Below are 21,913 nucleotides of genomic sequence, written 5' to 3' on the forward strand. Positions count from 1 at the left end.
ATTTGAACGCATCTCACCTGTTTATTAGTGACGCCGTCACCTATTTTTTGTATTTTAATACATTGAGTTAGGATTTTTATGATGCTTTTTGGTCTGATGTCACTACAGATCTGGTGCAACCCGCAGTAAGTAATCTCTAAACGCTATGGCAATCGGAGACAGTTTCTTTTCTTTTCGGTGCACCAGATACCAGTGCCGTATTATCGGCATATTCTCAACATCAAGTACCTTCAGTCGGTTTGCCTCCAATTCAAGCTCAATGGTATGACTCGACACGATCCCCAAACTCAATCCCGCAGATACTGCCTGCTTAATCGCCTCACTCGCGCTCATTTCTGCCGCGACAATTAACGATAATCCGTGATTGTGGAAAAAACGCTCAATGGAAAAACGTGTTCCTGAACCTTGCTCACGAACGACCATGGGCTCTCTAGCAATGCGTGACAGCGGTATGTTGGTTTCTTGGCAAAGTGGATGATTAACTGGCGCGACAACAACAAGGGGATTTTCCATAAATACCGTCGCGTTCAATTCAAGCTCTTCTGGTGGCTTTCCCATAATGGCTAAATCACAGCCATTGCTCTTGAGATCTTTCAATAGGTTTTCTCGATTGGTCACTTTGAGACTGAGTTTGATGTCAGGGTGTTGCTGGGAAAACGAAGCGAGTAAACGCGCTGCAAAGTAATTGGCTGTGCTGGCGACGGTAATATTCAACTTGCCAGTAGAAAGCGTCTTCATGCTATCAAAGACATCTTCTGCATCACGCAGTTGCTGAGATATCCGCTCGCAATAGCCAAGCAGTTCTTCACCGGCCTCTGTCAAAAACAAGGATTTACCTAGCTGCTCAAACAAGGCCAAGCCAATGTTGTCTTCGAGTTGCTTAATCTGCATAGACACAGCGGGTTGCGTGAGATGTAGCTCTTCGGCGGCTCGTGTATAACTAGAGTGCGTTGCTACCGCTTGGAAGATGTTCAGTTGTCGCAGGGTCAGATGCATAATACGTCCTTGTCTTAATCCGCACGTGTTGTTTCAGTCATTCCCTATGTACTGAAAAGAACGCTCTCTAACCCGCTCGCTTGGTAAGAGAGGCAAACAGATTTGGAAGAACATCGGGCAGTTGCGTCACACGATCCACTACAGTGTAATGACCTTGCCCAAAGACCTGACAGACATAATTGTCCGCGTTCGGATCGATCGTCAGGCAATAGGGAATGACGCCCTGACTGCAAAGCTCCTCGACTGCACGTCGGGTATCGGCTTGAAGATAAAGCGGATCACGAACATCAATGTCGGCAGGCTCTCCATCACTCACCAATAACAGTAGTTTCTTACGTTGTGGTTGTTCAGCCAAAAATGTTTTGGCATGACGCAACGCTGCGCCCATGCGTGTCGATAGGCCGCCTTTTATGCCCGCTAGCCGTGATTTGGCAGCATCATCGTATTCATCTTCAAAGTCTTTTACTCTCTGATATTGGACATCATGCCTTCCATTTGATGAAAACCCGTGTATGGCAAACGCATCACCAATACCATCTAGTGCGCTTGCCAACATGACCGTAGCTTCTTGAGCGACATTGAGAATGGTGCGGCTCTCAATGTCGTTGGGGATAGCATCAAGTGTTGATTGTGAAAGGTCGAGTAGTACCAATACAGCGAGGTCTCGTTCTTGGCGTTTAAGGCGCTGATCAATGTTCATGTCTGGGAGTGCGCCACGTCTAAGCTCTTTCATGGCTTCAATGGCCGCGTCTAGGTCCAATCCATCGCCTTCATATTGCTTGCGTAACCGAATTAAGCCTTTAGGTTGCAGCGCTTCTACCATAGCCTTAATTCTTCGTACCAAGATTTGACGTTTGGCAATAATACGGTCGATATCTTCAGCATTACCCTTAGGTACGCGTCTCTCTGTGAGGGTTACCCATGCAGGACGATGCGCATCTAAGCCGTAGTCCCATTCTGGATAGAAAAATGGCGGAGAGGTCCGTTCTTTTGCTTCTTGTTCATTCATGCTGACATTTTCCGGATCGCCATCTCGGAAAAACTCAGATTCCAGCACCCAAATTTCTTGCGCGTTTTCATCTGCCAATTCGCAGTCAATTTCGTTCACCATCTCCATGACAGAGACCGTTCGTTTAACCTGGCGTTGGTGTTGGATCTCCCACCGAATGATATCAGCAGTTGTTTTTCGCCAAAGGTATTGATTGTCGTCTCGATAGACGACAAATGGGCGCAATGACAATGGGGCGACTGACCTTTCACATTCATCTATAACCTTAAGCTCACTAGCCAGCCAGCAGCCTAACTGTTCAATACCTTCAAAGTGCCCATCAGGCATGTCACGGTTCATCAATGCTGTGAATTTTCTGAGTGATAACTCAACGAGCGGGTGAGGATGTGTTTCTTCAATGTCCATATTGAGTAAAGCGACGCTGATACATTGAAGCGTTAACATAGGGTTTGAAGATTGTTGTGGAGACTGTCGTATTGAAAGTAGAGGCGAAGATTGACGGTGAAGCCCTAACCACAGTGATTTAAGACCCGGGAATATCCGTATCGCCAATGCTTCAACGCGGGCATCTTCAAACAATTCAATGCATACACGTTCAAGGGCGTTGTACTCTTTACTGACACGAGGGCGGCTATATCGAAGATGAGCGGCACAATGGGCTGCCATCGCGCGATACACTTGCTTTTCTGATTTGCGACAAGGCAATGACGGTGAGTTTGAATGGTCATCGCTATCGATAGCATCCGGTAGAAGAATAACGCCATTTTCAATCGTGGCGACAGCGTTGCTAATCACACCCGAATTTACTTTCGCGTTTGTTGAATCTTCAATGGCATATCTATCAATATTGCTAATGGCCGTATAGCAGCTGGCAATAGGCCGCATGAAGAATTCTTTACCCCAAACGGCGCGTAAGAAAAACTGTAATTGTCGCTGAATGTCAGAAAATAGTGTCCCACGACGTTGTTGTTGAAGCACGGTTTGGCTTTCTGTCGATGATAATGAAAAGTAAGCATCAATAGCCGCAGCATTGTTTGCATGGGCGTTTACCCCAAAATTAGCCCAATACTTGAAACCAGATAAGGGCAACACATCTAACAACATCGGCGCATTGTCCAATAGCGTTTTTAGATTGCGTGGCGCCTTTAAAGCCAACGTTTCAATGAGTGCCAAATATGCAGTGAATTCTTCCCATGAGTTTACGTGGGGCGCTACCTTCGGTAAGGACTCCAGAAACTGAATCAATCGCTCTGCACTGACCCATTGCCCCAGTTCAGACAAGCTATGTAGAACGTTTTTAGTGACATTGTCACTTGTGTCACCATGATGATATTGATAAACGTTAGGGATAGAATAAACCCAAGCTTGAATGAATATATTTGATTGTTTATTAGCGATAAATTGTTCAATTTCACTCAAATATTGTCGCAACTCATCCGGACTAAATAAGCGTTGAGCATTATCTAAAGCTTCATTTACAAGCGTGTTAAGGGCACCATGGCTTTGCAACATTGCCTTGGTTTGCTGAATAGATAAAACTGGCTCGTTTGTCATGGTCTTCGCTCCCTCAATCAACCTCTTATTTAGTTAGAAGCATCCCGATACGGTCGCATCCAAGGTCTCACGAATATCAGGGTCATCGCTCAATGGACGAACTAGGGCCATATGACACGCTGAAATGGCAGGTATCCCTTGAGAGATCAGTTGAGCGGTGTAAACCAGAAGCCGTGTAGAAATGCCTTCGGTTAACCCATGTCCCACTAGGTTTCTGGCATGACGCGCGATTTGAATGAGCCGACGCGCTGTATCTTGATCAATGCCAGTTTCATGACAGACAATCTGCATTTCGGTTTCTTCGTCAGGATAGGTAAATTCCAACGCGGCAAAGCGCTGCTTGGTGGACGTTTTCAGATCTTTCATCAAGGTCTGATAGCCGGGGTTGTAAGAAATCACCAGCTGGAAATCTGGATGAGCGGTTAGCAGTTCGCCTTTCTTTTCTAACGATAACGATCGCCTATAGTCTGTCAGCGAGTGAATCGCGACCGTGGTATCTTGCCGAGCTTCAACCACTTCATCGAGATAACAAATTGCGCCTATACGAGCAGCGAGGGTAAGCGGACCGTCTTGCCAATATGTTCCGTTGGCATCAAGCAAGTAGCGGCCAATAAGATCAGAAGCCGTCATGTCTTCATGGCAGGAAATGGTAATTAATGGTCTACCTAAACGCCATGCCATATGTTCAATAAAACGCGTTTTCCCACAGCCTGTAGGACCTTTTAGCATCATAGGAATACGGGACTGATAGGCGGCTTGATATAGCGTAATCTCGTCACCTGCTTCCTGATAGTAGGGTTCTTTGTCAATGGTGTATTGATGATGCGAAGGCATCGCTTGTATTGGTTGAGTCATTACTGGCCTCCGTGTTGTGATGTCATCTTGGCGGGAAAAAGGACTGGGTCAGAACGGGAGTGGATAGAATACTCTGCCCAGTCAAAGGACTTATCATGAAAAAATTGGCTATTCGAAACCAGGGGCCCGATAAATCACCATCGATGCCCCCTGACTTTGCGCCAAGTTGTCGTATCCCACTAATCTCACGTGGTGATCAGGGTTTAAGTTATGGCAAAGCTGTGCCTCGTTGAGAATGGTATCCACATCAGTTTCACCAAACATCGGCAACTTCCACATGTACCAATACGCACCACTGGCTTCCTCTGGCTCCGAATGCTCAATAGCAGGGTTCCAACCTTTGCTGACAATGTATTGCACTTGTCGACGGATCTGCTCGGCGGTCATCCGCGGCAGATAAGAAAACGTTTCAAATTTTCGGCTATGTTTGTCCGTTAAACGCGACGGGTAATCCATCACTTCGCTCATGGTATGGCTCCTTTAATACTTGGTATTGTCACTCTTCACGTTATGCATAATCGACAGAGGATCAGGCATGAACGACATCCAGCTTGTCGACGGTATCAAATTCAAATTTGACCTCTTTCCATGTTTCCATCGCCGCTTTTAATTCCGGGCTATGTTTGGCGGCGGCGGTAAGAATGTCTTTCCCTTCGCGCTCAAGTTCACGGCCTTCGTTTCTCGCTTGCGTACAGGCTTCTAATGCAACACGGTTTGCCGCTGCACCTGCTGCATTACCCCAAGGGTGACCGAGTGTGCCTCCACCAAATTGGAAGATGGCATCATCACCGAAAATCGACACCAGCGCCGGCATATGCCATACATGGATTCCCCCTGAAGCCACGGGTAATACGCCGGGCATAGAACCAAAATCTTGATCGAAGAAAATACCTCGTGAGCGATCTTCTTTAATGAAACGATCACGCATGATGTCAATCCAACCCAGCGTCGCTTCTCTGTCTCCTTCGAGTTTACCCACCACGGTTCCTGAGTGAAGGTGATCACCGCCTGATAGACGAAGACATTTCGACAGCACCCGAAAATGAATGCCATGACGCGGATTTCTATCTAATACGGCGTGCATCGCTCGGTGAATGTGCAACAACATGCCATTCTCGCGGCACCAGTTCGCGAGTCCCGTGTTAGCGGTAAAACCTGCCGTCAGGAAGTCATGCATGATGATGGGCATATCGAGTTCTTTGGCGAACTCGGCACGGCGGTACATTTCTTCTGGAGTAGCGGCGGTAACATTGAGGTAATGTCCTTTGCGTTCGCCAGTTTCTCGCTCAGCGCGATGAATGGCTTCCGCGACATATTCGAATCGATCACGCCAGCGCATAAAGGGTTGAGAGTTAACATTCTCATCATCTTTGGTGAAATCAAGCCCTCCGCGTAGGCCTTCATAGCAAGCTCGTCCGTAGTTCTTGGCGGAAAGGCCCAGTTTTGGTTTAATCGTGCAGCCAAGCAGGGCGCGTCCATATTTGTTCATTTTGTCGCGCTCAACTTGAATACCATTTGGCGGTCCGCCACAGGTTTTCACATAAGCAATTGGGAAGCGCACGTCTTCTAAGCGCAAACCTCTCAGTGCTTTAAAGCCAAATACGTTACCCACGAGAGAAGTCAGCACATTGACCACTGAGCCTTCTTCGAACAGATCGATGGGGTAAGCCACAAAAGCATAAAAAGCGGTATCGTCTCCAGGCACATCCTCAATGGCATAGGCACGTCCTTTGTAGTAGTCGAGATCGGTAAGTAGATCTGTCCATACCGTTGTCCACGTACCTGTTGATGATTCTGCCGCAACTGCTGCTGCGGCTTCTTCGCGAGGGACACCCGGTTGAGGCTCAATTTTAAAGCAGGCGAGAATATCAGTATCTGCGGGTATGTAGTCAGGCATCCAATATGTATCGCGATAATCCTTCACGCCAGCTTGATAACTTTTAGCCATAATATTTTCCTTTTATGTATTTGGAGACTGTTTCGCCATCCACTTGTTGGCTTGGTTTAATTGTTGGTGATAAAGAGATTGAAGTGAAATAGCATCTACTTATACCTACGATAAATATTAATATCGAGTAGGGTGGTGATATATATTCTGAGAGGTACTTATCACTATCTTATTGATTTATATAGGAGGGTTTTTATCATCCCACATTAGACAAAAGTGAATTCCCACTGTGCTGGTGGATTATCAAGTCATTGATTTTAAATCATATAACTCAGTATCTACATGGCTTATAAGTGTAGCTTATCCTTATCTTTGTTATTTCTGATTGGTGTGAGTGACGTTTCACCCTTATTGTGATTTCACTAGGGGAATGCATATTGCTTAAAGTTTTATATTTTTTAAACCAATTTGTCATCTATTTATCAAATATAAAATAGAAGCCAAATATATTAATAGTGATGATTAATACAATATGACAGAGGCTATTTTCAGATAAAAATTTTCAAATACAGCAAGCAAGGAGAGAATAATGGCATTGATCAGCTTAAGGCAATTACTCGACCACGCAGCCGAGCACAGTTACGGTGTTCCGGCGTTCAACGTGAATAACATGGAACAAGTTCACGCTATCATGCAGGCCGCAGAAGCGTGTGACAGTCCTGTCATTTTGCAAGCATCGGCTGGGGCGCGAACTTATGCTGGCGCAGGCTTTTTACGTCATCTTATGTTGGCGGCTGTTGAGCAATGGCCCTCTATTCCGATTGTGGTACATCAAGATCACGGCGCTTCACTGGCCGTTTGCCTTCAGTCTGTTCAGCAAGGATTTACCTCCGTCATGATGGATGGCTCGTTGCTGGAAGACATGAAAACGCCAGCGAGTTATGAATATAACGCCGATATCACGCGTCGAGTCGTTGAGATGTCACACGCTGGTGGTGTGTCAGTAGAAGGCGAGTTGGGTTGTTTGGGATCACTGGAAACCGGCACAGCCGGAGAAGAAGATGGCTCTGGTGCTGAAGGTGTACTTAGTCACGATCAGTTGCTGACCGATCCTGAAGAAGCCTTAATGTTTGTTCAACAAACAGGGGTTGATGCGTTGGCCATTGCCATTGGCACCAGTCATGGCGCATACAAATTTAGCCGACCGCCAACGGGCGATATTCTTGCCATTGACCGAATCAAAGCCATACATGCGATGATCCCCGACACGCACTTGGTCATGCATGGTTCTTCCTCTGTCCCTCAAGACTGGCTAGAAATTATCAACGAACATGGCGGCGAAATGGGAGAAACCTATGGCGTTCCCGTCAGTGAAATTGTTGAAGGCATTAGACATGGCGTGCGAAAGGTCAATATAGATACCGATCTTCGCATGGCAAGCACTGGTGCTGTGCGACGTTTTCTAGCGAACAATCCTAGCAATTTTGATCCGCGTAAGTTTCTGTCCGCCGCAACACAAGCCATGCAAACACTCTGTCAAGAACGCTATGAGGCATTTGGTTGCGCAGGAATGGCATCAAAAATCACGCCAACAAATTTAGAGGTCATGGCATTTCGTTATGCAAATGGCGAGCTAACGCCGTCTTTCCATTGAATCAGGATTAGAGATTGAAAATACGAGAAATACGCCAAGGAGTGCAATTATGTCAGTTAAACATCCTATTGTTGCTGTGACAGGATCATCTGGAGCAGGGACATCGACGGTGAAAAATGCCATGGAGCAAATATTCCGTCGCAATCATTTTGATGCCGCAGTGATTGAGGGCGATAGTTATCACCGCTATGACAGAGTCGAGATGCGCGAGCGGCTAAAACGCGCTTACGAAAAAGGCAAAAATTTGAGTCATTTTGGTTCCGACGGCAATGATTTCGTTGAGCTCGAAAAAACCTTTAAAGCCTATTCTGAATCGGGCACGGCACTTCGTCGATACTACATTCACAATGAAGAAGAAGCATTGCTTCACAGCCAGAAAGTCGGGACGTTTACGCCTTGGACACCCATTCCTGAAGGCTCTGATCTTTTATTCTATGAAGGTTTGCATGGCGGAGTGGTGACAGAGAAAAGCAACGTGGCGCGGTTTGTCGATTTGTTGATCGGTGTGGTTCCCATTGTGAATTTAGAATGGATACAGAAAATTCATCGTGACACACATGTGCGGGGTTACAGCCGTGAAGCCGTGACGGACACCATTCTTCGTCGCATGCATGATTATGTGCACTTTATTACGCCACAGTTTTCACTAACGGATATCAATTTTCAGCGTGTTCCTATGGTGGATACCTCTAACCCATTTATCGCCCGTGATATTCCTACGTTGGATGAAAGCATGGTAGTGATTCGCTTTAGAGATCCAAAGAAAACGGGCGTCGATTTTTCGAATCTGCTCAACATGGTTCATGGTTCATTTATGTCACGTCGCAACAACATTGTCGTCCCAGGCGGCAAGATGGGATTAGCGATGGAGTTGATTATGCAGCCACTGATCGAAGAGCTGGTTTTGAACGGTTCAAATCGTGTAAGTGTTGCCACAACCCATGACAGATTCGCCAAACGCGAGCCAGCAATTTAAGGAGTTCAGTATGAGAAAGGGCATGACGTTTACACGCTTTATTATCGAAGAGCAGCGCCGAATTCCAGAATCGACTGGGGAGTTTACTTTGTTACTCAGTGCCATTGTCACCGCGTGCAAAGAAATATCAGATGACGTAAATCGCGGCCAACTGATTAACGTTCTTGGCAGCGCCGAAACTGAAAACGTTCAAGGTGAGACACAGAAGAAACTCGATATTATCTCTAACGACATCATGTTACGCGCACTGGAATGGTCGGGTCATCTCGCAGGTATGGCCTCGGAAGAGATGGAAGAGGTCTATCCCATCCCCTCGAAATACCCCACGGGAAAATACTTGTTGGTTTTTGATCCGCTGGATGGTTCTTCAAACACCGAGGTTAATGTTTCGATAGGTACTATTTTTTCGATTTTGCGTTGCCCAGAAAACATTTCTGCGCCACGTGAAGAGCACTTTCTACAACCTGGCGTTCGGCAAGTCTGCGCGGGATATGTGCTTTATGGTCCCGCAACGAATTTGGTGCTCACGACAGGTCAGGGGGTTAACGGGTTCACACTCGACCAAGATATTGGCGAGTTCATCTTGACGCACCCAAAGTTGCAAATCCCAGAATCGACCAGTGAATTCGCAATCAATATGTCCAATCAGCGTCACTGGGAACCAGCCGTTAAACGCTACATCGATGAAGTTGTTGCTGGAGCAGATGGTCCGCGAGGACGAGATTTCAATACGAGATGGGTAGCATCCATGGTGGCAGAAGTTCACAGAATTCTGATGCGCGGCGGCATTTTCATGTACCCCAGAGACAATAGAGAGAATGTAAAAGAGGGAAGGTTGCGCTTATTGTACGAAGCCAACCCGATGAGTTTTATCATTGAACAAGCGGGCGGCGCTTCAACAACGGGTCGTGAAAGAGTGATGGGAGTTTGCCCGGATAAACTTCATCAACGTATTCCCGTTATGCTCGGCGCAAAGGAAGAAGTAGATCGCATTGACCGCTATCACACTGAAATGGATGAAGAAATAGAGTCAGAGTCACCATTTCGACAAGAGGCTAATTGATTCCGATTTTTATGGCGCTGATATCACACCGGAGGTGTTATGGACTGCCGAACAGAGAGTCAGAGAAACGAAGTACTGACACATGACCACGTAGAGCAGCTACTTAACATGCCAATTGGCACAGCTTGGCAGGTACTGAGAGATATTGTCAGCCAAGCTGCCCAAGACATAATGTTACCTAAGTTTGCTTTGAACGCCTATCAACAAGAGGTTTCACACAAAGAAGATGACTCACTGGTAACGCTTGCTGATAAACAAATGCAGCAGCGTTTGATCGAGACGTTAACGAGTTACTGGCCTCACATTCCTGTATTAGGCGAGGAGCAAACTTCGCAACAGCATGCATCAGTAATAACGTACTTAGACAGCGCAGCTTGGGTGTTAGATCCCATTGATGGAACGGGAAATTTTGCCGCCGGCATCCCGTACTTTTGTACATCTTTGGCGTTGGTGGTTGAAAGCAAGGTGGTGTTGAGTCTGGTGCATGACCCAAATCGAGATGAATCGTTTTTTGCTTTCCAAGGAAGTGGCGCACATCTCAATGGACAAATATTACGACCAAGAGTCATGTTCAACAATTCACTAAATCATGCCTCAGCATTGATAGATTTTAAACGCCTACCGACTAACTTGGCATCGATACTCGCAATAGATCCGCCGTATCGTTCTCAACGAAGTTTCGGTGCAAGCGCACTTGATTGGTGTTGGATAGCGGCCAGTCGGTGTCAGGTTTATCTGCATGGCAGTCAGATGCTTTGGGATTACGCCGCGGGCGAATTGATACTTCGAGAAGCAGGCGGGTGTTCATCAAGTTTTGACGGCAAACCTGTTTTTGAAAAAAGCTTGGCGCCACGAAGTGTCATCGCTGCAATTGATCCGGATTGTTACCGCCAATGGCGAGATTGGCTTAACGGTCGGGGAGACTTACGCTTAAAACTTCAGATCGACTAGTCGAGTTTTGCTTTTCGCGCATGGAGCCCATGAGTCATGATGAGCGCGATAGCCACCCAAAAGCAACCGATTAAAGTATCGAGGAAGCGCCAACTCATCAGTTGTAAATCACCCTTAGGTAACAAGGCGAAGTTTATTGCCACCATCACAGTCACCGTGATGACGAGGCTGAAAAGTAAATAGCTTTTACGCAGACTGTACGGGATCCAAAAAGCAAACAAGGCAACAACGATGGCCAAGCCAATTTGGTCAATATAACGAACCGCAATATAGGCAATCAAAATTCCCAAAAGGGTGCCTAGAATACGATCCCAAAGATGGTGCCATGAAAGTCGATCATCAATATGCATGACAAATAATATGGTCAAGCCAACCCAGCCAGGCTGAGTCACATGCATCCAATCCGCGCTAATGGTAGCGGCCAGTATCGTTAGGGGTAAAGTGAGTCCATATAAAGGTCCATTGGTGTCTCCCTTAATGATTTGGAAAAATTCGTTGTTGGGTGAATGCGCAATCTCATCTGTTTTGTACATCCATCCTTGCAAGAGAATCAGCATTAAGGCTAGCAAGGCGCCGGCAAAATACGCGATGCCAATGGATGCCGAAGCGGGAAAACCCAATTGGGCTAGCAGCAATGCCGTGGCGAGATATTTGCCGAGTAATCCCCAATAGGCATGTTCGGGTTTGGGTTGACCAGCAAGGAAGCCAAAGATCATCAGAGCTGCGATGGCAAGTTGAGAATGGCCAACCAAAGTCAAACCTAAAGCGGCAGAGACAATGACGGCGAGCACGCCGATTACGATAGCTGCCATTTGTTTGAGTGCTTGGCTGCGTGGGTCGAGCAACAACGCCAAAAGCGCGCCCAATGTCATAAAGGCAGCTCGCACATAATCTTGAGCGAGAGCGCCATACAAAATCGGCAGACTCATACCCAAAGAAAAAAGTAAGCCTCTGGCTCGCTCATAGGGAAACATATCAAATTCTGTGCTGATGAACGGAGTAAGATGAGTATAGAAAGCGTCGAGAAATACGGTTGGCCGAACGTGTTTCACTATCAAGCATCCGGCGTGCTTTTCAAAACAACGAGCCGATGATGTTTTGAAATAAGTTAAGCTGCCAGCTGCTTGTTACTTATAATTGTTAGGTGATGAAGAAGTCAGTTGGAACCAGTTTCCAGATGAACTTCTTAATACGCTAGTAATTATATACTTTATGGTAAATAGACAATTACGTTCAATAGACTGAATCTAATGAGTAAAGAGAGGACTTGATGGCATGAGGGAAGCACATTTCACGCTACTGCATATCTTATTTAACATAATATACATAATGCGTAGTGTGGTGTGAATGATAACATAGTGCGGTTTGGCGTTTATCTGGTCTATTGCTCATTCTTTCAGCGACTTTAAGCTTTGTCTGTTTGATCTTTGTTGGCGTTGTGCCGTTGATGTTTCTTTTTGGTTTGTGCGGATTGCGATTTTGGTTCTAACTTTGTTGTCATGTTCTTTGGTGTTCGGCAGATTGAATGTTTTCGTCAACTGGATTCACTTGCTCGCGCTTGGAGTTCGCGATGCTCTGAACCATTGCTAACTGCATTAGCTGTTTATAAAACGTGGATACCGACGCGGGATAAATGGAAGTATTAAAACCGGCTGCTACGGTTTATTTTAACTCTCGTGCCACTTATTCGATAAATGCGAACACACGCTTTATATTCAATATCAGCTCTCTTGCATAAACTACCTTCATTTTCTGGCAACATTTCAAACGCTGACCAGCTAAAGACCCGCTCAACTTATGCGGATGCTCAATTAAATCATCAAAATTGCATGCGGATAGCCCATCGGTAAGCTGGCCAGTCATATCATAAAATGTATATTATCGAGATGGCAATATGACTATTTAGCAATGAGCGAGATATTTTTAGATTTCCTACCTGTGTAATTTATCGATTTTGTAGACATAGTTTAGTAAGAAATCATCCAAAAAGTGACGCGGTAACACTTTAATTTATCTATCAAGTTAACGACTTAACCCGCACTGATACATCGACTCCCCGACTTTCAACTTGCTCAATCTCCTGCCAACCCAGCTTCGCGTATAAGCCGCCGTCGAGTTGTTCGGTTTGTAGGTGTAGTTGTTGAACGCCATTCGTTAATGCGATTTCTTCGATCATGGTGACAAGCGCTGAGGCAATATGTTTTCCTCGATATGGGAAATCAACATATACACCTCCTAACCAATGTTCTTTGTCTGGGTAGATATTCATTTCATGGAAGCGTAAATGCGCTGCACCGACGGCAATGTCTCCGTCCATGGCGAGAACAAGTAGTGGGATTTTATCGGTGTTGAGGTAGTCACTGAGCTTGTTCGTGAAATCTTCTAGTGACGCGTTTGAGAGTGCGCCCCATTCATTGAAGTACCACTTGGCGACAAGCGGCAGAAACTCAGGTCTGTCTGCGAGATAAATAAAGGTCATCGTTTTCCAACCGCGTATTTCTATATATTCAATACATTAACAAAGTATGTTGGTTATAAAAAGAGACGCTCTGTTGGAATGCCCAGGTTCAAAACCTGGGCGATAAAATGAAATTCATCGATTACACGTCGTGTTTTTGCTCATACATAGTGGCAGCAACAATAGTGGCGAGTTCTTTTACTGAAGTTGAGGTGCTGTCGATTTCCAAATCGTAGATAAGGTGCATTGGTGCGGTTGCAAAGCTATGTCTGGCTTGTTCAATGGTACGATCATTTCGTGCGGCCGCACGACGTTCCAGTTCTGAAAGTTCGCAATGCACACCGACGTAGAAACGGTCATGCTGTTCGAACGCGAGATCGATTTGTAATGCACGCTTTGAGGTGGAAATAACGGAATCGAAAATGACGTTGTTCCCTGCTTTTAGTAACGTGTCGACACATAGCAGCGCGTTCTGCAGCAAGGTGCTTGAGTCGACGTCTTGCCAATCGTTTTCTGACTGACATTGTGCTAACACTGAAACTGGCAACGTAGAGGTGAAAGTATCTAAAGAAAAATAGAGCCAGTTATCATTTAAAAGCTGCTCTTGAAGCTCTCTTGCTAGCGATGTTTTACCAGCCCCTGAAGGGCCATCAAGTACGATAAGATGTTTAATCATAAGGTCGTATACCGCTGAAAGTTAAGAGTGATCGCATGTTGCAATGAAACAATATGCCCTTGATTACATCTTTTTCCTAAACGGTAAATTTAGAAAGAAATACCACTCAATCAGCGTTAAAAATGCGAGCCATACACATAGTGTTGCAACAGTGAAACACTATGCTTTATCAGGATATTTCCAACCCGTACATCAAATCACAGACAGCTAAAAATCGGCCTATAGTATTGTTAATTAGTACTATTAATCAAACCAAGGCAATATCACAAATAAGAATGGAAAGTAAAATTCTGTTTATTTGGTGTTTAGCTTAACTTCGAATCCCCTCTTTCTTTCCGTCAGGGACTTACCGTGTTTAATCCTCGGTATTTGATTAGTTTTAGATGCATACTTTTAAGTTATAGTGCGTTATGGTTAAGGTATTTAAAGCCACAACTTATTCGTGTGGTGACGAGTATAAAATTCCGTTGGGGAGAAATCATCTAAGCCAATTTCAGGGTCAATCGGTTTAGCGACGACAATATACCGCATTGGCCCGTTAAATGTTAATGAATCAAACGGATAGCATGTGATCAGTGTGATACGATCATCTGCCGTATTGGCTGCCCACTCAGTTTCCGATTCATGCACGACGGCCACATTCGTCACTTGATAGTACAGCTTGGTTCCCGCACGCGTTTCTAGGTTGAGTTCGTCCCCTAGAGTTAACGAGGCCAGCCCCGAGAAATGGGTGTCGTTATGACCAAAGACCACCACGTTCCCTTTTCTACCAGGTGCGGCGGTTTGTGTTTGTAACGTCGGTCCAAACGCAAGGTTTCGCGCATTCGCACCAGACAACACCCAATTAGACGTTTGATCTTGCATTGACAGCTTCGCTATCGGATATGTGTCTGCCCACGGCCAAGGTTTGTGGTTGTCACCGGTTAGCTTTTGTTGCTCCCAGGCATGGCTGATAAGAACTTGTGCCAACTGCGCCTTGGCTTTGATATACAGTCCATTAGCCATCAAAATCGCGCCACATGTCACTGTGCCAATGAGCAAACAGTGTGCCGGTGTTTGCGGTAAAAAACGGCGAATCCCTTTATTCATAATAAGCGCCCTTTTTCAAAGGAAAACTCTCGTCTACGCCCCGTCATTAACCACGCTGATAGACTCATAAAGACCATACAAAACCCGAGAATAACTAACCCAGTACTACCCAGCCCACTTTGTAACAAGGGTTGTACGTTCTTGGGTTGATGAGGTGCTATTTGATGCGGCGTGGCCGTCTCGCTCATTGGTCGACTTGGGGTTTTATCAACGGCAACAAGGCTAGTGTGTTTAGTGACGATGTGGTGATCCAGCCCAAGCTGCGTGATACGAGACTTTTTCACTTCGTTATTTAGCGCCTGGTTGAGCGTAATGCTTTCGATCTGATTACGAGCCCAAAGCACGTCAATGCCATTCGCCTTTTCCGCATTGATGTCTGCCAGACTGATCTCATACGTCCATTCATCATCTGTCAATTGACCACTTAGCGTCAGCGTCTCGGCATCTTCAGGGATAGCAAACGCCAAGGTTAACGGTTGGCTTTGATAGAGGTCGGAAAATGGCGAGGGCCAAGCATCAACGGGCTTTCCATTTTGCCATTTCACGTCGATATCTTTCATTATCGGGCTTGATAACTTGTCAAAAAGAGGCTTCATAACCGCATTCACTTCGTTCAAACTGCTGACATGCGTAAACGTACCCTTGCCACTGACTGCCGCACGCTGCATAAACGCACTGTTAGGTGCTGAGCCGATGCCTACTGTAAATAAGCGGCGGTCTCCTCGCCCTTGGTCAATCAGACGATACAGTTCCTCTTCGTTGCCAATGGCGCCATCAGTGATAAATACAATTTGATTTAAGTAGCCATCCAGAGCGGCAGAATCATAGGCAAGCGTAACGGCATCGACCATTTCCGTACCGCCATCGGCTTCCAAACGTTTAACGCCGCGAATGACATTTTGGATATTGTCATTGTTCGCTGGTAACGCATTGGCTGACAAACGCTTGGCTTTGTCGTTAAACACGATCAGGTTGAAATAGTCGTCAGAATCTAAGCGGCTCAACGCATAGATAACCGATTCTTTGGCTTGGTCCATCGCATCACCATACATAGAACCCGAAGTATCCAGTACTAAGGTGATGTTTTGGGGGATCGGGTTAGACGTTTTTGATTGCGGCGGCATCGCCATTAGCAGGCCATAATTTTCATTGTCGCCGTGTTGAACAAACATCGCAGCCACTGGTTCTGCCCCTGCTAACGGACGCCATGACAGTTCGAAATCTCGATCTGCAATCGCCATTTCACTGAGAGTGACCGAATAGCGACCGGCCGTAACTTCAACAACGTTGATGTTTCCTGTTTGGCTTTCGATTAACCCGACAGGCAACCCCATGTTGAGGTCAATATCGAGATTAAATGCGATAGCGTCATCGATTAATGGATCTCTGTATTCAGAGGATATTTCGTTGGCATCGGTCACTTGAGCCGTTGCTTCTGCCCAGCCGTTTTGAAGATCAGCCAATGCTGACGAAGCCGGCTTAATGGTTTCACTGGCTTGCTCTCGTCGCGTCTCGTCAAGATTAGGTGCATGACTTTCCGATACTGAAGACAGTGGCAACCCAGGTATATAGCGCTGCGTAAACGTGGTTGGAAAGCGAAGACTGAATTCTCCATCTTCATAGTGAAGCGTTTCTTGATATTCAATCTCAACGATAATGGTCTCGTTCGGTGCAATGTTTGCCATCTGCGTTGAAAACAGATTTGAACGGTGTTGTTCAATCAATGATGCTTTCTTGCCGATGGCAGCCGCTTGATTGAAGATCTCTCGGGCTTTCTGCTTTTCTTGAATTTCGCCTTCGATAACACGTTCGCCGACGCGAATTCTTAACCGATCAACGGCGGCATTTTGTGGCAACGGGAATAGATACCGCGCGTTGACCCAATCCTCGGTTGGATTAGAAAATACCTGCCTAACGGCTACGCGATTGATCAACCCATTAATCACCATGCTGGCATCGGTTGAAAACTGGGGTGCTTCTGTCCACAACGTCGATTCACTATTTGCTGACTGAATGTATAAGCCTCCTTCTTCTTCTGCAGCGAAAGCCAGTGCAGGCATGAGAAAGATGAGTAGTGCGGTGAGCAGCCAATCAGAGGTTGGCCCTTGAAAGAAGTGAGTTCGAATGAATGTCAGGGTTAACATTGCCACGTCCTGTATCGTTTTTGATGGGCTTATTACACCAAAACAATCTGTCACTTTCGGGGGGCAATTAAGGATGAATAAAGAACAAATGTGGCAAGATTATGGCAAGCCAACACTAAAAGTTATAGTGCGTTATGTGTTCGACTAATAAACGCATTACTGGCTATATTGCTAAGTGAACAAACGAACCCGAGTAGGCATTAACACCTTGAAAGTATGCAATATTAGATACTATCTCAACGACGTTTAGTCACTGAAACTAGCGTTCTATGCATGCCACCTTGTCTTTTACCCGAAGATTTTCTAACCATGGCACATAACTATTCACAATGTCATTAATAAATCATTGTCTGCTTTACCTTTATTATATCGTCTACTGTTTGCCTACGACTAACTCGGTGTACCCAGTCCCGCCGTCAAACTCACGTGTAAAAGACATATTCGGAAACGAGAACAAACATACTTCGGCAGTGTGGCTGACGATACTGCCTTCCATTAAATGCCCGCCTACCATTTCGCCCTGCTTATTTGCGACAGCAATATGAAGATGCACATGATCGGGCGTAAGCGTGCCTGACACTGAGATAATTTCAACATCTTCATGAATGTCGATAGTGGATTTTCCGTCTGCAGTTCTGATCACAAGTCGCGATAAACACCCCACAACGGAGGCTACACACCCTGCTGGAATATTATGATATTTAATGGCGTCGAGAATTGACAGTTTGAGGTCAGCCCCTCGCGTTAAACGAAAGGCTTGAGGTGTAACGGCATGCATTATTTGAAAGACTTATAAGGGAAGACGTTGCGAATTCGTTGCTGCGCTTTGTTATCGATACTTTTCGATATGACCAATTTAACGGGTTTAAATCGATTACGATAAACTTCCACTGTTCCGGTAATCGGATTGCGCTTGGCAATCTCTGCGCAGTCGTGCAAGAGTCCGTGAGGGATTTTACCTCGTGTCTTTATGATCTCACCGTCTTTGAATTTGATGAGAAGAATGGGACGGTCAATGGCGATAAACACAAACAGCGCGATAAAACTCCCCGCCAGAAAGTACTCCATGAATTCACCTTACAAATCTAACAAACTATTCAAATCTTTCTTCAACGCATCAACTTTCTTGTTGGCGTTTTGCGAACGATTAGCTTCACCAATCAAATACTCTATCGTATCTGACAATGTGGCATCGAGTTCTTGCGCTTTCACAGACAGTTTTTCCCACACACGAAAATCGAGGTCAATAGACTTCTTGCGCGTGTGCTCTTGTTCTGCATTAAAGTGACGTTTCCGCTTAGCGCGAATGGCTTGCTTGAGCTTAATATCGAGCGCCGGTGACATATGCTCACCAATCCATTCGATCACTCGAGTGGGTTCGTGTTCAAGTGCCAGAAGAGATTTAATCGATACATCTATCTCGCTGGTATCGACATAGCGGGATACATTGAAGCCCTCTTTGTGCTTCTTAACCAGATAACTCCATTTCCATCCGGCTTCGAGATTTTCAAGTTGTTGATATTTCATATTATTAATTTTTTATTGTGAGAGCTAAAGTGATGTGAAATTACAGTTACAGCGTAACAGTAGATTACTTTTTAATCAAATTTTACCTGTTATATCTTATTGATATTTTCGTCGCTTCGCTCACAAAGTGAGCCTTTATTTTTAATTATTTTCTCGAATCATGACAAGCGGTTATCTTCGCTACTTTGCAGGGTCTTATTCCTTTATAATGGATATATCTAAATCTCCAAAGGCAGAAACCCAGACGTATGCAAGAAGTTACCTGGCAGTCCGTTGTTCCCCAGTTCTCTCACGTAGAGCAGCACATTGAAAATTACGCTTCGATAGACGCCGTTGCGCCCAGTGCTCTGCAACCTCGACTGAAAAACAGCATTCAACGGCTTGTCCATGAGTCGCACTTCCCTCGCCTTTTGCTGGTCACCGCGGCCGATGTTCATGACTACTTTACGCTAACGGAGAAGATGGTGGTTGACCACCTTCCCAAACCGGACATGCCTGTTGTTATTGCTGAAAACTTTGATGAAACTCAGTTATTTGGTGCAGTTTATCCTAACAACGACAGCGTGACAACGTCACAAAAAATGGAAGGTTTACTCCATAAAGCGAATGGTGGCGTGCTGATTATTTCGCTAACCGGCATTATCAGTCAGGCCAATATTTGGAATCGATTGAAAAACGTCATTGCGACAAAAACGTTGCATTGGAAAAGCGCCAAGCGAGATACCTATTGCGAATTGCCACATCCTGAAACCATCTCTGTCAGTGTCATCGTTATTGGTGATCGTGGATTAATGGCAGACTTCGCAAGTGGCGAACCAGAGCTACACGGTATTGCGAGTTATTGTGAATACGAGCAAGACATACATCTTTCAGAAGAAAACATTGATACCTACCTTGCTGTGGTTAAAGGCTTCCAGCAGCAATTCGGCGTAAAACCTCTGACCACAGGTGCAATCAAACGCTTTATGCAGGCTGGTGCACGTCACGCTGAAGACCAAGAGCGCATGCCCCTTTGCCCGTTGTGGGTTCAAACTATTTTGCGTGAAGCTGATTATCAATCACTGACAGACGTCATCACTGATGAAGACTTAGATGCGGCGATTTCAGCCAAATACTTCCGTGAGTCTTATCTGCCACTTCGTGCCGTTGATGACATTCACAAAGGCCAAGTATTTATTGATACTGAAGGCGAACATATTGGGCAGGTAAACGGCCTGACCGTGGTTGAGATGCCTGGACATCCAATGGCGTATGGCGAACCGGCACGTATCTCTTGTGTCGTGCATTTCGGTGACGGTGACATTGCTGACGTAGAACGCAAAGCAGAACTGGGTGGCAATATCCACGCGAAAGGCATGATGATCATGCAAGCTTTCGTGAGTGCTGCACTGGATTTGGACGAGCCATTGCCTTACTCCGCCTCTATCGTATTCGAGCAGTCTTACTGTGAAGTGGACGGTGACAGCGCATCGTTGGCTGAACTATGCGCCTTTGTGAGCGCTCTGTCTCAACAGCCGATCAACCAGAGCATTGCCATCACGGGCGCTGTCGACCAATTCGGTCGTGTACAAGCAGTTGGCGGTATCAATGAGAAAATTGAAGGCTTCTACCACATCTGTGAGCATCGCGGCTTATCCGGCTCTCAAGGTGTCATTTTGCCAATGACAAACCTCAATGCACTCTGCCTTAGTAAGGACGTCACCGAAGCCATTCGTGATGGTAAGTTCAACATCTGGGCCGTTGAAAATGTTGAAGAAGCATTCCCATTGATCACCGGTGTGCCATTTAGTGGCGAAGAGGACGATGAAGAAACCGAAACACTGCTCGATAAAATCGCGCTGCGAATCGAACTCTTCCACCATGGTGAGCATCGTCACACATCACTAATAAATAAGCTTAAAAACATGTTCAGCCGACACTGATCAGAGTTGTCTAGCGTACACGTGTACGCTAGAATAATGACATCTTTTTGCAGGAGCAGTACAATACTAATGAAACGTCACTCATATGATCGCGACGACCTAATTGCCTCAAGTCAGGGCGAGCTTTTTGGCCCTGGCCGTCCTCAGTTGCCAGCTCCAAACATGCTGATGATGGACCGAATTGCAAACATCACCGATGAAGGTGGTGATTTCGGTAAAGGTTTTATTGTTGCTGAACTCGACATCACACCTGACCTTTGGTTTTTTGATTGCCACTTCCCTGGTGACCCAGTAATGCCTGGTTGTTTGGGCTTGGATGCAATGTGGCAGCTGGTTGGTTTCTTCCTTGGCTGGATGGGTGGCGAAGGTAAAGGCCGAGCTCTGGGTGTAGGCGAAGTGAAATTCACTGGTCAAATCCTCCCTACTGCGAAAAAAGTGACGTATGAAATTCAGATGAAGCGTGTCATTAACCGTAAATTGGTAATGGGCGTTGCTGATGGCCGTGTACTGGTAGATGGCAAAGAAATCTACGCGGCGAAAGATTTGAAAGTAGGTTTATTTCAAGATACCTCTTCATTCTAAACATGCGCCAATCTTTCATTAAACCGCCCCTGTGGCGGTTTTTTTGTTTAGTGCTGCAGATCCCTCTCTTCTCGCGTTTGTCCGTTCTGGTGCGAATCAGCTTCACCCACACGGTTTCCACCCACAGACTTAAGTAGAGATATCGACACCTCCAATCCTGTATTGAACAATAATTTAAAACCCATTAGTTATAGTGCATTAAACGGATAAGAAAAAGCCCCGAATTCGGGGCTTATTTGGATGGATTGCAAGAAAGAGATTATTTCATTGACGTCGCTTTAGTATCTCGACCATCACGCCAACCGCCTAGCCATTGGCTGCGTGCGTCCGTGGCTTGATAAGGACATGTTTCAGAGGATCGACCGCTTACGCCGGCTTGATAGCCTTTAGCTTGTGCTCGCTCTAAACGATCTCGCTTCTGTCTTTTCATATTTCCGCCCTCTTATCCTTCGACAAATGTATCTTTGCGATGCGGCTTAACAGGGTCACTGTTAATGAACCGCACCATTTAAGATTCATTCAAGGTTAATAAATAATCAAGCATCGACTGGCTCATCCGACAAATATTT

The 21,913-nt window shown here is 45.7% G+C and carries 20 protein-coding genes; 6 read left to right on the plus strand and 14 right to left on the minus strand.

What is annotated here, in order from left to right; genetic code table 11:
• Nucleotides 1–102: 102 nt before the first annotated feature.
• The 5 genes from A1OO_RS08855 to A1OO_RS08875 all read right to left on the minus strand — a co-directional run bounded on the left by A1OO_RS08855 (nucleotide 103) and on the right by A1OO_RS08875 (nucleotide 6,362).
• Nucleotides 103–996, minus strand: coding sequence for a LysR family transcriptional regulator (locus A1OO_RS08855; RefSeq protein ID WP_016962140.1), 894 nt, complete (start codon nucleotides 994–996; stop codon nucleotides 103–105).
• A 67-nt stretch (nucleotides 997–1,063) separates the two neighbouring features.
• A complete protein-coding gene (locus A1OO_RS08860) occupies nucleotides 1,064–3,559 on the minus strand; it encodes a nitric oxide reductase activation protein NorD (RefSeq protein ID WP_017002757.1) in 2,496 nt (831 codons plus the stop codon).
• A gap of 33 nt (nucleotides 3,560–3,592) precedes the next feature.
• On the minus strand, nucleotides 3,593–4,414 hold the full coding sequence (locus A1OO_RS08865) for a CbbQ/NirQ/NorQ/GpvN family protein (protein ID WP_016962142.1): 822 nt from the start codon (nucleotides 4,412–4,414) through the stop codon (nucleotides 3,593–3,595).
• Nucleotides 4,415–4,522: 108 nt separating this feature from the next.
• A complete protein-coding gene (locus A1OO_RS08870) occupies nucleotides 4,523–4,882 on the minus strand; it encodes a ribulose bisphosphate carboxylase small subunit (RefSeq protein WP_016962143.1) in 360 nt (119 codons plus the stop codon).
• A gap of 61 nt (nucleotides 4,883–4,943) precedes the next feature.
• Nucleotides 4,944–6,362: a form I ribulose bisphosphate carboxylase large subunit gene (locus A1OO_RS08875; protein ID WP_016962144.1), complete on the minus strand. Its 1,419-nt coding sequence runs from the start codon at nucleotides 6,360–6,362 to the stop codon at nucleotides 4,944–4,946.
• A gap of 529 nt (nucleotides 6,363–6,891) precedes the next feature.
• Between A1OO_RS08875 and fba the strand changes: the two genes are divergently transcribed.
• From fba to A1OO_RS08895, 4 genes are read left to right on the plus strand one after another with little or no spacing between them, the layout of a single operon-like run.
• Complete coding sequence (fba, locus tag A1OO_RS08880; RefSeq protein WP_017002758.1) at nucleotides 6,892–7,956, plus strand: class II fructose-bisphosphate aldolase; 1,065 nt, start codon at nucleotides 6,892–6,894, stop codon at nucleotides 7,954–7,956.
• 49 nt (nucleotides 7,957–8,005) lie between these two features.
• The gene (locus A1OO_RS08885; RefSeq protein WP_017002759.1) at nucleotides 8,006–8,932 is read left to right on the plus strand and encodes a phosphoribulokinase; all 927 of its coding nucleotides are present in this window, start codon (nucleotides 8,006–8,008) and stop codon (nucleotides 8,930–8,932) included.
• Nucleotides 8,933–8,942: 10 nt separating this feature from the next.
• Entirely contained in the window at nucleotides 8,943–9,995 is a 1,053-nt protein-coding gene (locus A1OO_RS08890) for a class 1 fructose-bisphosphatase (RefSeq protein WP_017002760.1), read from the plus strand.
• A gap of 39 nt (nucleotides 9,996–10,034) precedes the next feature.
• Entirely contained in the window at nucleotides 10,035–10,946 is a 912-nt protein-coding gene (locus A1OO_RS08895; protein ID WP_017002761.1) for an inositol monophosphatase family protein, read from the plus strand.
• Here the strand turns inward: A1OO_RS08895 and A1OO_RS08900 are convergent.
• The 8 genes from A1OO_RS08900 to matP all read right to left on the minus strand — a co-directional run bounded on the left by A1OO_RS08900 (nucleotide 10,943) and on the right by matP (nucleotide 18,840).
• Nucleotides 10,943–11,998: an FUSC family protein gene (locus A1OO_RS08900; RefSeq protein WP_241819079.1), complete on the minus strand. Its 1,056-nt coding sequence runs from the start codon at nucleotides 11,996–11,998 to the stop codon at nucleotides 10,943–10,945. The two genes, A1OO_RS08895 and A1OO_RS08900, sit on opposite strands and share 4 nt — an antisense overlap.
• Before the next feature lie 965 nt (nucleotides 11,999–12,963).
• Nucleotides 12,964–13,425, minus strand: a complete 462-nt coding sequence (locus A1OO_RS08905; RefSeq protein WP_017002764.1) for a GNAT family N-acetyltransferase — start codon at nucleotides 13,423–13,425, stop codon at nucleotides 12,964–12,966.
• Nucleotides 13,426–13,546: 121 nt separating this feature from the next.
• Nucleotides 13,547–14,080 carry a phosphotransferase-like protein gene (locus A1OO_RS08910; protein ID WP_017002765.1) on the minus strand — a complete coding sequence of 178 codons (534 nt, stop codon included), beginning with the start codon at nucleotides 14,078–14,080 and terminating at the stop codon, nucleotides 13,547–13,549.
• Nucleotides 14,081–14,503: 423 nt separating this feature from the next.
• Nucleotides 14,504–15,169: a class GN sortase gene (locus tag A1OO_RS08915; RefSeq protein ID WP_017002766.1), complete on the minus strand. Its 666-nt coding sequence runs from the start codon at nucleotides 15,167–15,169 to the stop codon at nucleotides 14,504–14,506.
• Nucleotides 15,166–17,313, minus strand: a complete 2,148-nt coding sequence (locus A1OO_RS08920; RefSeq protein ID WP_017002767.1) for a marine proteobacterial sortase target protein — start codon at nucleotides 17,311–17,313, stop codon at nucleotides 15,166–15,168. Before A1OO_RS08920 ends, A1OO_RS08915 begins: the two co-directional genes overlap by 4 nt.
• A 373-nt stretch (nucleotides 17,314–17,686) precedes the next feature.
• Nucleotides 17,687–18,091 carry a PPC domain-containing DNA-binding protein gene (locus tag A1OO_RS08925; protein WP_017002769.1) on the minus strand — a complete coding sequence of 135 codons (405 nt, stop codon included), beginning with the start codon at nucleotides 18,089–18,091 and terminating at the stop codon, nucleotides 17,687–17,689.
• On the minus strand, nucleotides 18,091–18,381 hold the full coding sequence (locus A1OO_RS08930; RefSeq protein ID WP_017002770.1) for a DUF3634 family protein: 291 nt from the start codon (nucleotides 18,379–18,381) through the stop codon (nucleotides 18,091–18,093). Before A1OO_RS08930 ends, A1OO_RS08925 begins: the two co-directional genes overlap by 1 nt.
• Before the next feature lie 9 nt (nucleotides 18,382–18,390).
• Nucleotides 18,391–18,840: a macrodomain Ter protein MatP gene (gene matP, locus A1OO_RS08935; protein WP_016962157.1), complete on the minus strand. Its 450-nt coding sequence runs from the start codon at nucleotides 18,838–18,840 to the stop codon at nucleotides 18,391–18,393.
• Between the two features lie 248 nt (nucleotides 18,841–19,088).
• On the opposite strand from matP, the gene A1OO_RS08940 reads away from it, so the two are divergent.
• Nucleotides 19,089–20,762: an AAA family ATPase gene (locus A1OO_RS08940; protein WP_017002771.1), complete on the plus strand. Its 1,674-nt coding sequence runs from the start codon at nucleotides 19,089–19,091 to the stop codon at nucleotides 20,760–20,762.
• Between the two features lie 63 nt (nucleotides 20,763–20,825).
• Nucleotides 20,826–21,344 (plus strand): bifunctional 3-hydroxydecanoyl-ACP dehydratase/trans-2-decenoyl-ACP isomerase, encoded by a 519-nt coding sequence (gene fabA / locus A1OO_RS08945; protein WP_026023782.1) that lies wholly within the window; start codon nucleotides 20,826–20,828, stop codon nucleotides 21,342–21,344.
• Nucleotides 21,345–21,603: 259 nt separating this feature from the next.
• Here fabA and rmf read toward each other — a convergent pair whose 3' ends face one another.
• Complete coding sequence (gene rmf, locus A1OO_RS08950; RefSeq protein WP_016962160.1) at nucleotides 21,604–21,774, minus strand: ribosome modulation factor; 171 nt, start codon at nucleotides 21,772–21,774, stop codon at nucleotides 21,604–21,606.
• Nucleotides 21,775–21,913 lie beyond the last annotated feature (139 nt).

The sequence above is a fragment of the Enterovibrio norvegicus FF-33 genome (assembly GCF_000286835.2).
In the GTDB taxonomy this organism is placed as follows: Bacteria; Pseudomonadota; Gammaproteobacteria; order Enterobacterales; family Vibrionaceae; genus Enterovibrio; species Enterovibrio norvegicus_A.